The organism is Oscillospiraceae bacterium (assembly GCA_031265355.1).
In the GTDB taxonomy this organism is placed as follows: Bacteria; Bacillota; Clostridia; order Oscillospirales; family UBA929; genus JAIRTA01.
Genome location: JAISCT010000004.1, coordinates 1 through 13,871, shown reverse-complemented (window position 1 = coordinate 13,871; position 13,871 = coordinate 1). Strand labels below are relative to the sequence as shown.

At 57.3% G+C, this 13,871-nt stretch carries 10 protein-coding genes; 5 read left to right on the top strand and 5 right to left on the bottom strand.

What is annotated here, in order from left to right:
* Both LBK75_00740 and LBK75_00735 read left to right on the top strand, forming a co-directional pair.
* Positions 1-276 (top strand): hypothetical protein (locus LBK75_00740; protein ID MDR1156824.1); only part of this gene is annotated, 276 nt, incomplete at its 5' end.
* 141 nt (positions 277-417) lie between these two features.
* On the top strand, positions 418-2,511 hold the full coding sequence (locus tag LBK75_00735; protein MDR1156823.1) for a glutamine synthetase III: 2,094 nt from the start codon (positions 418-420) through the stop codon (positions 2,509-2,511).
* A gap of 306 nt (positions 2,512-2,817) precedes the next feature.
* On the opposite strand, the gene LBK75_00730 is transcribed toward LBK75_00735, so the two are convergent.
* The 5 genes from LBK75_00730 to LBK75_00710 all read right to left on the bottom strand — a co-directional run bounded on the left by LBK75_00730 (position 2,818) and on the right by LBK75_00710 (position 10,646).
* Positions 2,818-3,327, bottom strand: a complete 510-nt coding sequence (locus LBK75_00730; GenBank protein ID MDR1156822.1) for a hypothetical protein — start codon at positions 3,325-3,327, stop codon at positions 2,818-2,820.
* Between the two features lie 240 nt (positions 3,328-3,567).
* Positions 3,568-6,294 (bottom strand): response regulator, encoded by a 2,727-nt coding sequence (locus tag LBK75_00725; protein ID MDR1156821.1) that lies wholly within the window; start codon positions 6,292-6,294, stop codon positions 3,568-3,570.
* Positions 6,295-6,506: 212 nt separating this feature from the next.
* The gene (gene mutS / locus LBK75_00720; protein MDR1156820.1) at positions 6,507-9,122 is read right to left on the bottom strand and encodes a DNA mismatch repair protein MutS; all 2,616 of its coding nucleotides are present in this window, start codon (positions 9,120-9,122) and stop codon (positions 6,507-6,509) included.
* 21 nt (positions 9,123-9,143) lie between these two features.
* Positions 9,144-10,028 (bottom strand): DUF4367 domain-containing protein, encoded by an 885-nt coding sequence (locus LBK75_00715; GenBank protein MDR1156819.1) that lies wholly within the window; start codon positions 10,026-10,028, stop codon positions 9,144-9,146.
* 60 nt (positions 10,029-10,088) lie between these two features.
* A complete protein-coding gene (locus LBK75_00710; GenBank protein MDR1156818.1) occupies positions 10,089-10,646 on the bottom strand; it encodes a sigma-70 family RNA polymerase sigma factor in 558 nt (185 codons plus the stop codon).
* A 1,016-nt stretch (positions 10,647-11,662) separates the two neighbouring features.
* Between LBK75_00710 and LBK75_00705 the strand changes: the two genes are divergently transcribed.
* The 3 genes from LBK75_00705 (at position 11,663) to LBK75_00695 (ending at position 13,512) form a co-directional block, all read left to right on the top strand.
* The gene (locus LBK75_00705) at positions 11,663-12,115 is read left to right on the top strand and encodes a hypothetical protein (GenBank protein MDR1156817.1); all 453 of its coding nucleotides are present in this window, start codon (positions 11,663-11,665) and stop codon (positions 12,113-12,115) included.
* A 139-nt stretch (positions 12,116-12,254) separates the two neighbouring features.
* Positions 12,255-12,671 (top strand): hypothetical protein, encoded by a 417-nt coding sequence (locus LBK75_00700; GenBank protein MDR1156816.1) that lies wholly within the window; start codon positions 12,255-12,257, stop codon positions 12,669-12,671.
* A gap of 385 nt (positions 12,672-13,056) precedes the next feature.
* The gene (locus tag LBK75_00695) at positions 13,057-13,512 is read left to right on the top strand and encodes a hypothetical protein (GenBank protein MDR1156815.1); all 456 of its coding nucleotides are present in this window, start codon (positions 13,057-13,059) and stop codon (positions 13,510-13,512) included.
* Positions 13,513-13,871: the final 359 nt, after the last annotated feature.

Here is a 13,871-nt window from a genome sequence, read left to right as displayed (position 1 = left end):
GCCAGCCTCGACCCGGAGAACGAGACGCAGATACAGGCGGCGATTTCGGAGCTTGTCAAAGGCCGGACGGTCGTCGTCATCGCGCACCGCCTGCGCACGGTGATCGGCGCGGACAAGATAGCCGTGCTGGACGGCGGCAGGCTGGTCGAGGAGGGCACGGGCGCGCAGCTGCTTGCGGCGGGCGGCCTGTTCGCGCGGCTGTACAAAATACAGCAGGAGAGCCTCGGCTGGGCGGTCGGCTCGAAAAAGAACGTCCAGGCGCGGCAAAGGGCATAATAAGTAGACGCCTTGTTCGCATTTTACTCTTGACAAGGCGCGCTGAGGTTGTTATATTGTATTATATCGTCAGCAAAGGCGCTGTGGGCGGTTTGTCCATGGCGTCTTGTTTTATCTTGATTGTGGGAAGAAGGGTTATTTATGGCGGATCTGGTACAGACGTTTGGCAGCATGGTGTTCGGCGACGAGGTCATGCGGCAGAGACTGCCGAAGGACATCTACAAGTCGTTGAGGAGCACGATCCGAGAGCGCAGGCATCTCGGTCTCGACGTGGCGAATGTGGTGGCAAGCACCATGAAGGATTGGGCCTGCGAGAAGGGAGCGACCCACTTTACGCACTGGTTCCAGCCCATGACCGGCACCACGGCGGAGAAACACGAGTCCTTCATCGAGCCGGACGGCGCCGGCGGCGTTCTCGCGGAGTTCTCCGGCAAAGAGCTCATCCGCGGCGAACCGGACGCCTCCAGCTTCCCGACGGGCGGCATCCGCGCCACCTTCGAGGCGCGCGGCTATACCGCGTGGGATCCGACATCCTACGCCTTCATCAAGGGGAACGTGCTCTGCATCCCGACGGCGTTTTGCTCTTACTCCGGCGAGGCGCTGGACAAAAAAACACCCCTGCTGCGGTCCATGCAGGCCGTGGCCAAACAGGCCGAGCGCATCTTGAAGCTCCTGGGCGACCAGGACCCGCCCTCCGTGACCACCACCGTCGGCGCGGAACAGGAGTACTTCCTCATCGACGCGCGCATCCTCGACCAACGCCCCGATCTGCTCTATTGCGGCCGCACATTGTTCGGCGGGCGGCCGCCCAGGGGGCAGGAACTCGACGACCACTACTTCGGCGCCCTCAAACCGCGGATCGCCGCCTTTATGGCGGAGCTGGACGAGGAGCTTTGGAAGCTCGGCATCCTGAGCAAGACGAGACACAACGAAGTGGCGCCCGCCCAGCATGAGCTCGCGCCAATCTATACGACCACCAACATTGCCGCCGACCAAAACCAGCTCACCATGGAGATGATGCGCGTCGTCGCGGCCCGCCACGGCCTCGTCTGTCTGCTGCACGAGAAACCCTTCGCGGGGATCAACGGCTCGGGCAAGCACAACAACTGGTCCATCGGCACGAGCGCCGGCGAAAACCTGCTCGAACCGGGCGAGACGCCGAGCGAGAACGCGCGCTTCCTGCTGTTCTTGGCGGCGGTCATCCAGGCCGTCGACGACCACCAGGACCTGCTGCGCCTCTCCATCGCGACGGCCGGCAACGACCACCGCCTCGGCGCCAACGAGGCCCCGCCCGCCATTGTCTCCGTCTTCCTCGGCGACGAACTCACCGCCATCCTCGACTCCATCAAGAGCGGCGCCGCCTACAACGCCCCCGGCAAGAGTCAGATGACCATCGGCGTCGACGTGCTGCCCCGCTTCCCCAAAGACACCACCGACCGCAACCGCACGTCGCCCTTCGCCTTCACGGGCAATAAATTCGAGTTCCGCATGCCCGGGTCTTCCCTCTCGATCTCGGGGCCGAACTTCATCTTAAACACCATCATCGCGGAGGCGTTGCGCAAGTTCGCCGACCGGTTGGAGAACGCCTCCGGCGTCAAAGCCGAGATAGGCCTTATCATCCGCGACACGATCACCAAGCACGAACGGATCATCTTTAACGGCAACAACTACGCCGAAGAGTGGATTCAGGAGGCGAAGAAGCGAGGCCTGCTCAACTTGGCTTCCACCGTGGATGCGCTGCCGCTGTTTGGGGCGGACGCCAACGTCGCGCTCCTTGACAAGCACGGCGTGCTCTCCCCCGCCGAGGTCCACTCCCGGACGGAACTGCTTTTGGAAAATTATTACAAAACCCTGAACATCGAGGCGCTGACCCTGAGCGAAATGACGCGCCGCGGCATCATCCCCGCCGTGATGGCCTTCACGCAACGGGTCGTGAAACTGATTCAGACCAAGCGGGAGGTCTCGGAGACACTCTCCGTTAAGACAGAGCTAGCGCTGGCCGAGAGCCTCTCCAACCTGCTGGAACGCACCGTGGCGGGCGTGGAAGCGCTTGAGGCCGCCGTGGCCGGCGCGGGTGCGTGCGCCGAGACCTTCGCGTGCGCAAAATATTACCGCGAAAAGGTCTTCAGCGGCATGCAGACCCTCCGCGAGGCGGTGGACAAGCTTGAGGCGCTCGTCCCGAAGCCCTACTGGCCTTACCCCTCCTACGGGGAGATCCTCTACAGCGTGCGCTGACATTTAAACCATACATATAACCATACATATATAAACAATATAAAAATTGAATAAAGTCAAGGGGATGGTGTTGGCATTAGGCATCTCTCCTTTGCGCGCTAAACAGAACAACATCTGCACATGTCGCCCTCGCGTCTCCTCTTTCCCTATAGTATATACTTTTTGCGGCGCATGTCAACTTGTAAACGTAGAAAATCACCGACAGACAGCCAATTTCCGCGAGAGGAAAAACAACGGATAGCAATTAAATATAAAAAAACAACGGAGAGGAGAAAAACGCCCCCTGTGACGGCCTGCGGAGGCGCGTCATGAGGGGGCGTTTTGGGAGAAATAGTACAGCATGTCGATGTGGATCTGCTGGAGGGTGGCGGCGGCGGAGTAAGTGCGCTCGTTTGCGGCGTCGCGGATGAAGCCGCCGCCGCCGGCGTCCGGACGGAGAGGACAGGCGATGACCCAGCCCCGGTCGGAGCGGTGCGCCGGGTCGTCGGGAACCAGAAAGCGGAGCTCGTAGCGCCGCGCGGCGGAGATCTTCACCTCAAACACGGCGCTCAGCACCGGCGGGCCGCGGCTCGCGCGCCTCGCCGGCGCGCCGGCGTCGGCCTCGATGCCGTAGGGGAAATAGAAGGACTCCCACTGCGGCCCGGAGAACGCCTGCCGCAGCAGGTACGCCTTCTCTCGAACGCCCCAGTCCATCCACCGAAACAGCGAGAGGAACGTGTATACGCCGAACAGAAACAGCGCCACCAGACACCACGAGAAACCGTGGCGGATTCTCGCGCGCAGGAAGTGACTCTGTGCCTTTTCCGCTTTTTCCATGGGCAAAGCGCTCTCCTCCGATGCCGGTGCGGCCGCCGCCGCCGGCGCATCGGGCGGAGAGGCGCCGACCGGTTCGACCGGTTTGCCGCTGTCCGGCAAAGCCCGCCAGGCGTTTTCCTGACAGGCTTGCGGCAGACGGCCCGGAGTTTCGCGGACGCCGTGTAATGATGACTGTGGGACAAGAGAGAAAAATATCATAGTCTCTTCCTGATAGGAGTGTCAAACGTCCGTTTGATACCCCTACCCTTCCTGTGTGGGAGGTACGCGCGCGAGGCGGGGCGGACGGTCCGCCTCCGGTCGGACAGACGCCGGTGAGAGGCGCGCCGCCCTGCGCGACGGAGCGCTCGCGGAGGACGGCGCCTCGGGCGGGTTCGCGGCGCGCACCCGGTCGGACGGCAGCCAGGTGGCCAGCGTCCGGTTGAGCGCACCGGCATCGATGGGTTTGGAGATGAAGTCGTTCATCCCGCTCTGCAAAAACATCTCCCGCGCCCCCGCGACAGCATTGGCAGTGAATGCGATGATGGGCATCTGCTGACACCACTCGTCGTCCATCGCGCGGATGCGGGCGGTGGTCTCCAGGCCGTCCATCCCGGGCATCATGTGGTCCATGAACACGAGATCGTAGCGTTTGCTGCGGATCATCGCCAGCGCGGCTTCGCCGCTGTCGGCGGTGTCCGCCCGGATGTTGCATTTGGAGAGATAGGCGAGCGCTACCTTGAGATTGACCGCGTTGTCGTCCACCACCAGAACGCTGACGTGACCGGTCACGGTGATCGTGCCCGACAGTTCGGCTTTTTTCACTTTGGCCGGGTCCCCCGCCTCCAGGGGCAGCAGAATCGTAAAGACGGAGCCCTCCCCATACGTGCTCTCCACCTGGATCTTTCCGTCCATCATATCGATCAGGCGCTTTGTGATGGCAAGACCGAGGCCCGTCCCCGTGATGCCGTGATTTTTCTTCGTGTCGAGTTGCTCAAAGGTGCCGAACAGCTTGGCAAAGTCCTCTTTTTTGATACCGATGCCGGTGTCCGCGACGATGAAGGCGGCACAGACCCGGCTCGCCTCCTCCCGGCGCTCCACGCGGAACGACACGGACCCCTCCTTGGTGTACTTGACGGCGTTGTTCACGATGTTGGTGATAACCTGGTGGATGCGCACGTCGTCGGCGTAGACGACCTGCGGCACGTCCGGGGCGAAGGAATAGGAGAACGTCAGCCCCCTCTTTTCGGCGACAAAGCGGTTGAGAGACGTGATGTTGATACACAGCTCCTCCAGGTTGAAGTGATCCGGCACCAAATCCATCCGGCCCGCCTCTATTTTAGAGAAGTCCAAAATGTCGTTGATGATCTGCAAAAGCGCCCGGGACATCCGGCGGATGTCCGTGAAGAAGGAGCGCTGCTCCTCGGTCAGGTTGTCCGTGCGCATCAGTTCGCTCATGCCGATGATGGCGTTCATCGGCGTGCGGATCTCGTGGCTCATCGAGGCGAGGAACTGGCTCTTGGCCTCCGAAGCGGCCTGGGCGGCCAGCGTCTGCACCTCTAGCGCGCGGGCGCGCTCGTCGGCCTCGCGGATCTGCCGTTTGTGGGCCAGTTCCTCGCGCAGATCGCGGGCGTAGTCGGCGAGGAGGTAGCCGCTCTTCCACGGCAGACGCACGAGCGTCGTCTCCACGGGCAGCGGTTCGCCCGACGCCGTGAAATAGGTCCACTGGTAGCGCTGGTAGCCGGTCTTCATGGCCTCACGGGCGTGGACCTCCGCCTGCGGGGCGCTGGGGCGGCCGTCCGGCTGCGTTTCCGGGCACAGGCTGTGGTAGCGCCGGAGGAACTCCGATTTGTCCGAGAGACCGAACATCGTGAGGGTCTCCTGGTTGCAGTCGAGAACGACGGAGCGCTCGTCGCGCAGCGAGCAGGACAGCGGAGAGGCGTCCAACACGATGCGAATCTGCGCCTCAGACGCCCGCACCTCCTGCGCGATGAAGATCGAGGTGAACAGGGAGACGAGAATGGCGAAGGCGACGATGCCCGCGAGGAACCACAGTTCCTGCCGCTCGGTGTGGATCGTACCCGACAGCGAGGCGGCCGATTCCTGTGTGATGGACTCGTTTAACGCATCCACCACGGCGGTCATCGCCGTAAAGGCGGCGGAGGCCGTGGTCATACGCGCCCTGTTTTCCCGCACGGCTCTCTCCACATCCGCCATGCGGACCTGATATACCTCCAGCGTCTCAAGTACCTGCCGGCAGACCTCCTGGGCCGCGGGAGCGGCGATGTGCTGAGAGACGGTTTCAAGCGTGTGCGTCAGGTCGTCCAATGTGGTGGTGAGCTGCGGAATGATGGTGATGTCCTGGGTCAGAAGCATGTTGCGAACCAGCAGGCGCATCTCGCTCACCTGAAGGGACGTTTGCTGGACGGGCTGGAGCACCGTCTCGACGAGAGACAGTGTCGCGTCGGGGTTGCGGACCGCCGCCGCCGTGGAGGAGAGAGCCCGCGCGTACAGGGCGTCCAGCGTACTTTGCAGCGTGTCGCCCGTTTGGATCATGGCGCCGCTGGCCGCGCGGATCTGCAGGTTCGTCTCGTGGGCCGCCTGGATGCTGAAGAACACCCGGTCGTATTGGGCCTGCAGTTCGTTGAAACGGTCGGCGCCGAAGCCGTCCAGTTTTTGGCTGTAGGCGGTCATCCCCTCGAGGGCGGCGGCGCTCTCCTCCAGATGCGTGACGGCCTGAACATATTTGTCGTCTTTGTCGTCGCCGCCCACCGAGAGGAGCATCACACTGGCCTCGGCGTTCGCGCGCATGTAGCTGTTTGTAAAGCGGAAAATCTCCGACGCAAGGCCGGAGAGGTCGCTGTTGCGTGTGAGCTGCCGGTCCCTGGCGAGCGAGGTGACGATGGTGATGGCCAAGATGTCGATCATCAGCAGGATGGCTACGCCGAAACCGAGAAAGAGTTTCTTGCCGACCGAGAGCATACTCATCATGAAACATTCCCCCAGAAAACCCACCAAAAGCCGCGGCGGAAAACAAAAAACGCTGTTTCCAGCGCCATAGGGCACCCCTTTCCGGCGGGCCAAAGGCCCCGCAGGGGCAGTCCGACCGCTTCGACGTCTCATGAAATATATCGACAGCAAAAGATCCGAACTTTACCTTATATTGTTTATGTCTTACAGTCCCAGGAAACCCCAGGATAGCTTCACCCCCGCGCTTTCTGGCACAGTTCGTGCAGCAGAGTCAGCGCCTCCAGGGGCGTGAGGGTGTTCACGTCCAGCCGGCGCAGCCGCTCGGCGATCTCCTGCGCGCCGAGATCCGTCAGACTGAGCTGCCCCCCGTCGTCCGCCGCGCGCCGCCGGCGTGTGCGGGTCTCGCGCACCGGCGCGCCGGCCTCCAGATCCCGCAGCACCTCTCGGGCCCGCGCGATCACCGGCTCCGGGATCCCGGCCAGCGCCGCCACCTCGACGCCATAACTGTCGTCCGCGCCGCCGGGGACGATTTTGCGCAAAAAGATGATCTCTCCGCCCCGCTTCTTGACGGCGATGTTGTAGTTGCGCACGCCGGGGATCAGACGCTCAAGTTCCGTCAGTTCGTGGTAGTGGGTGGCAAACAGCGTCCGCGCCCCAAGACGGCTCGACGCCGTATATTCCAGTACGGCCCGCGCCACGCTCATGCCGTCGAAGGTGGAGGTGCCGCGTCCGATCTCGTCTAAGATGAGCAGGCTGCCGGCTGTGGCGCTTCGCAGGATGTCGGCCACCTCGGTCATCTCCACCATGAAGGTGGAACGCCCGCCGGCCAGGTCGTCGGACGCGCCTATCCGGGTGAAGATGCGGTCCGTCACGCCGATGCGCGCGGAGGCGGCCGGCACAAAGCTGCCTATCTGAGCCATCAGCGCGATGAGCGCGACCTGGCGCATGTAAGTGGACTTGCCGGCCATGTTGGGGCCGGTGATGATGCTCACCGGGGCTTTGCTGTCCAGTTCGGCGTCGTTCGGCACGAACAGCCCGCCCTCCAGCATGCGCTCCACCACCGGGTGGCGTCCCTCCCGGATGCGGATGACATCCGAATGATCGACCTCCGGCATGACGTACCGGTACAGCGCCGCCGCCTCGGCCAGCGAGCACAGCACATCGGCGCCGGCCACCACTTGGGCGGTGCGCTGAACCCGGTGGGCGTTTTGGGAGAGCATCTCCCTGAGTGCCTGAAACAGCTCGTATTCGAGCGCCGTCAACCGGTCCTGAGCGGTGAGGATCGTACTCTCCATCTCCTTGAGATCGTCTGTGATGAAGCGCTCGCACCCGGCCAGCGTCTGTTTGCGGATGTACCCCTCCGGTACAAGATGGTAGTGGGTGCGGGTGATCTCGATGTAGTAGCCGAAGACCTTGTTGTAGCCGATCTTCAGGCTCTTGATGCCGGTTCTGTCCCGCTCCGCCGCCTCCATGCGGGCCACCAGGCCACGCGTGTCCCGCAGGATGCCCCGCAGTCGGTCGACCTCCGCGTCGTAACCGTCGCGGATGAAGCCGCCCTCGCGCACCGAATGGGGCGGCGCGTCCGTAAACGCCTTGTCCAGCGTCTCGCGGAGGTCCGTCAGCGGGTCCAGCGTCTTGTACAGTTCGCGCAGCAGCGCCGACTGTGCGCCGCAGAGCAGTTCTTTGACCGCGGGGAGCCGCTCCAGCGCGCCGGCCAGAGCCCGCGCGTCTCGCCCGCCGCCGCTGCCGAACGCGAGGCGGCCGATGAGGCGTTCCATGTCGGCCACGCCGGAGAGCGCGGCGCGCAGCTCGCCGCGCAGTTCGACGCTCCGCGTGAGCTCGTCCACCGCGCGCAGCCGGCGGGTGATGTCCACGGGTCCGAGCAGCGGTTTTTCGATCCAGCCGCGCAGCAGCCGCCCGCCCATCGGCGTCTTCGTATGGTCCAGCACCCAGAGGAGGCTGCCCTTCTTGCCTCCGTCCTGCAGCGCGGCCGTCAGTTCCAAATTGCGGCGGGCCGTCAGGTCGAGCTCCATGAAACGGCCCTGCGCGTATACGTTGAGAGAGCCGAAACAGGCCGCGCCGTTTTTTTGCGTCTCCTGCAGGTAGTGCAGCAGACCGCCCACCGCGCATATGGTCTGGCGGCGGCCCTCAATCCCGAGCGCCGCCGCGCTCTCGGCCTTGCACTGCGCCAGCATAGCCGTCAGGGCGCGCGCTTCGTCGAAGGTTTCCTGCGCGGGCCGCTCCACGGCGCAGCCCAGCCGGTCTTGCAGGAAGCTAACGAGCGCGCTGTTTTCAGCCGCGCCTTCGTCGAGCACGGCCTCTCGGGGCATAAAGCGCCCCAGTTCGCACAGCGCCGGCTGCAGGAGGTCCTCGCCGCAGGCCTGGGTGGCGTACGCCTCGCCGGTGGTGATGTCCGCGAAGCACAGGCCGACGCCGGCCGCATCCCAGAAGACGGCGCAGATGAAGTTGTTGCGCGACTCGTCGAGCATCGAGGCCTCCGTCACCGTGCCGGGCGTGACGATGCGCACCACCTCCCGGCGCACGAGTCCTTTGGCCGCCTTTGGGTCTTCCGTCTGCTCGCACAGCGCCACCTTGTAGCCCCGCTCCACGAGCCGGGCGATATAGCTCTCGGCCGAGTGGTACGGGACGCCGCACATCGGCACGCGGTCCTCCTCCCGCTCGGCGCCCCGGTCGCGGGTGGTCAGCGTGAGATCGAGCTCCCCGGCCGCCACGCGGGCGTCCTCCCCGAACATCTCGTAAAAGTCGCCCAGGCGGAAAAACAACAGGCAGTCGCCCGTCTGCGCTTTGAGTTCCCGGTATTGGCGCATCATCGGCGTATTCTCCGGCACGGCGCGCCCTCCTCTTTTGATTTACCAATAAATGGAATCAATGATTTCCTTCAAGTTCTCTACGGGCAGCGTGGTGCTGATGGAGCATTCGAGTGAATTGGTATACCAAGCCGCCGTAATGTTGTTGTTATTGCTGAAAATATAGTGCTCCGTATTGCCCACCCGGTACTGTTCGACGGCCTGGTCATTTTTTTCGTAAATTTTTCTAGAGTGGCTGCTGTGATAAACGGAGATGACGATATTGTCGGGCCCCTTTACATAGGGCGCACTGAATTCGAGATCCCCCAAATCCGGGAATTCTTGAACCCATATTTCCAGAAGTTCGAACCCGTCAGGGATGTACTGCGGCACAACAGTGTCATGAATCCCGTAATGGGTCAATGCGTCCTGAAGGTCGGTGAACGCAGCGGATACATCGTCCGTTTGAGGATCGGCCATGCCGCTGCCGGCGCCTGTGAAGTAAAGTTGTTCGTCTGTCCAATACCCGATCATTTCTAAAAAGGTCGAATAACCGAATACAGACGGCATGACAAAAACAGCAAAGCAGACGATGATGGCTGCACAAAGTACGATATAACGCGCATGACGGCGCGTTTTCGGGCCTTTTGCGGAGAGCAAATTGTCATTTGTTTCATAAGAGGGGTCAGACTGTGTACCGAGATACAGCAGGCGGCTCTCGCCTTCTGAAGGATTGTAAAATTTTTGAAAGTCCTTCCAAGATGCTTCCACATCGGGAAGCCGGCCTGTCGGGCTTATGTGTTCTCGTGTTTCAACAATATCTAATATATGGAAAATCATATCGTCGTTTCCGGTCTCTGTTGACATGCTGTCTGCACACAGAAGCGCTTCCAATTGCTCCGTGCTCAGATGGTTCAAATAGGCATAGGTTTTTTCTTTCTTATACATGGACAAGGCTCCTTTCGTACACATGGAGTCATTGATATACAGCAAATATATATTCAAGTGTCAAAAATTTCCCCTACTGCTGGCCGGTGGTCCGTTCCGAACGTGCTTTTTTCGCTCCGGAAAGACGTCAAAGAGTTTTTTTCGAATCCTTTCCAGACGTTTCTGGCTGGCCCCTATGGTAATGCCCAACTCGCCGGCCACTTCTTTGTGACTTGCTTTATCAAAAACAAGTCTCTTCAAATGGTGAAATTCTTCCGGCGACAATGCTTGCGCGATTTTTTTCATAGAAGAGATCTCATTCGACTCATGAATCTCTTGTTCATCAAGAGAGAAGACCTCTATAAACACATCCGAATCCAAAGAAAGAAATTTTTGAAGATAGCGTGTGCGTTCGCGTTGATTTTCATGTATTTTATTCTTGGCCGTCTGCATGAGCCAGCCTTCAGGATTGTCATGGATCATGAGACGCTCAATATGTAAAATCGCCTCATGAAAAACATCCTGCGCGATGTCCTGTGCTTTCACAGAATCCTTCATAGCGACCGCGGCATAGATGGCAATTTTACCAAAATTTTTGCGGTATAGGGCCGCCAAAAACACCTCTTGTGCAGGCAGCATCTTGACACCTCCTTGTGTTGTGCCCTGGCTTCCCAATCCCGATTCACGCTAAACCCCGTGGCGATTTGTCGGGGGGCCGGTCTCACAATTCGACAGCCTCTAAAATTATATCGCCCCAACAAAGCGCTGTCCAAGCACCAATGGATATATTTTTATTTACCAATGGTGCCTTTTTGCATAAATTATTTGGAAAAGTAGGAAAAATTGTGTCAGCTTTTATGTGTCAGAGTCATATATAAGCAAAGGATAAAAACAGAGATGACGAAAGATGTAGACAAAAATATAAAAACCTAATCCGGCGTAACCGGAATCGGGAGATTTGGATTGGAGGTTGATAATAACGATTTAGGAAACAAGTTTTTTCATAGACATAGACGTTGAAATAACTATTGTCGCACTAAAGAAAGGACGTGGTGGTTCAAAATGAAAACAAGAGAGTCTAGTCGAGCTTTTTTGGCAGGGCTGCTTATTGGTCTCCTGACGTTTGGATTTACAATAAGTGCGTATGCGGGTACTGCCGTAGGTCCAACTTCAACGGCAACCGGTGCGGGTGGTGTTGTACATACCGCTAACTGTGAAATTGTTGCCCGTGCTATGGGTGACGGAACAAAATACGCACAAGCGCGGACAGCTGTTGTGACTAGTGCAGCTGTAGCAAGCGGATATGTAGGTACATTGCCACGCTTGTACAATGGGTCGAATCAAGTAGTGATGGAAGGAACATGGGAATACACTCCAGGTACCACATGGGGCCAAAGTACAGGGGTTACCGAATACGACGCCAGTGGCGAGCGTTATTCTCATGGAGAACATAAAGTATGGAAGGGGTCTTCATATTCAACCTATGGCACTCACCGTTCACCTTCCCAATCAACTTACCCGTAATTCCTGGCGGTTTTTATCCACACGTTATAATCGTTGAAAATATAATGTTTTGCTGTACAGAACCCTCATGTAGATAGAAAACTTTTCTGTCTACATGGATTGCGAGTCGCTTGCATTGCAACGAGGTTGCTGTGAATAAAATTTTGATTGCAAAATATTGGAGGTGTTTCATAGAAATGAAAAAACTCGTTAGTGTTTGCTCCTTTTTGCTAGGTATTGCGATTGCCATTAGCGTCATTTTTGTGGTTGCCGCATCTTCTTCTGATGTGCCAGCCGATCGCGTTGAGCCAGTATTTTCGATCAACGGAAATGGTGAAACATATGGTTCAATCACAGATCTCGAACCAGAGGAGTACCCCGATCTCGTTGCTGCTATTGGTGTCAATGGAGTCGAAGGATACTTCAGAATGAATGAAGCACATCCAGAGGACCCTAAAACACCAGAAGAGGCGTTAGCGTGGCAGGAAGAATTACAGGCCAACGGCGGATTCTATTTTTGTCCCCTGTACGACAGAGAAGGAAATGTAATCGGCGAAATGCAAATAGGGCCTAATAGTCCTTCTGATGGCATAGCAGTTGAATAATCGCTCGACTTCCAAAACATCCCACGGCACAACAGAGGAAATATCCGGGAACACCATGTTCCCGGATATTTCCTCGCAATTTGAGTTGATATGATTCCTAATCTCGGATTTTCACAAATACAGATGGGAGCAAAACAATATGAAAAGAGCAAGTGTTCTAGCGATGGTGTGTCTGTTGGCATTGTCATTGACAATATCGGTCTATGCGATAGCGGATGTAAGCGACCAGATTAGCGGCTATGCGATGAGTGTCACCCCAACTTCCGGGAGCCGGCTTGCGATACAGTTTTCCGTCACGGCGTCTTATCAGATGGCTGTAATTGGTGGAAAAACCATCGCAGTCTATGAAAAAAGTGGATCATCTTGGACGTATGTGGGAGGTTTTGCGCAAAGCAGTACAGGGATGACCAGGACGAATGCCTTTAATTATGGCAATACAATATACTACAACGGACAATCTGGGAAAGAGTATAAAGTGTCTGTGGAAGTATTTGCAGAGGACAGCACGGGAGCATCAGATGCCCGCACTCAGGTCTTTTATGTGACAGCAAGTTGAGATAATTCTCTACTTGCGCCTAAGACAAGCTGTCGGAATTCCCGACAGCTTGCCTTTCGGCTTGAACTTGTAAGAACTTCTTGTAAGTTCAATTTTTAGCAGGCTCGCTACCTTGACACTCCCCATAAGGGTAAACCGAAACAGGTTTTTCGAATGTAATGTATTGACAAATCCGCGAGAATATGATAGGATTGACATGAGTAGATAGGACATTTACGACAAACTGGGCATCAGAAACTTGTTGAAGAATAAGCAGATCGCCATACAGAATGTAACAGAATACTTCCTGGTGACCGAATTTTTCGAGAAAATCCAGTGATTGCAAGGTCTCGCGGGTTTTTAGACGAAACCTGGGTTAAAAGACATAAGAAAGGAATGTAACAAGATGAGAAGCAAGATGGTGCGCAACGCAGCTTTAATTGTGTTGATAATAGGCATAGCCATTCCTGTAGTAGCAACAGCGGCATTCGCTTCGCAGGATCTATTGACGACAATATTCCCACGCAATGATGATGGACAAACTTACGGTTCTGGGTATGTAGAAAACCCAGCTGACCCTCACACACCTGATCTCATTTTGGCAGAAGGTATTGATGGGGAAATAGGTTATGCTTACCAAGACGACCTTCACTTTGGCCCATTTGAGCAACCGAAAACCGCTGAAGAATGTGCACTTTACAACGAACAATTACTGGCATTGGCATATGAACAGCAAGCAAATGGCGATGAGTATTTATGGTACATACCGCTCTACGAATCCGATGGAAAAACCATTATCGGTCAGTATGGAGTTGGAAATCCAGGGTTAACTATTGAGTGGTTTGCTAGCAATATTGATTGAGAAAAGGTTACTAATCAGGGCTCTGCGAGGAATACCGAACAGCAACTTGAAAAGTACGAATCTGTGTTTCCCGCATATCGTTATAAAATGCCGTATGCGCGGTCTGCAAATCGCCCATCCTACATTCTCCTTACATTGTTGCCGCACGCGGCAACAATCCGTTAAACATTGATTGCGCTTCAACCGATTTCAGAGGGAGCAGTTCGCAAAAATGCGTCCAACTCAATTTTATCGTCAGTGGGGGAGTGTCGCGCAAACCGTGTAAACGGGATAATCTAGCAAGGATTTGAGAATACTAAGGTTGCTTTTACCCGTACGGAAGACAGGACAACGATGGAGACCGACCCGAGCGCCGAACG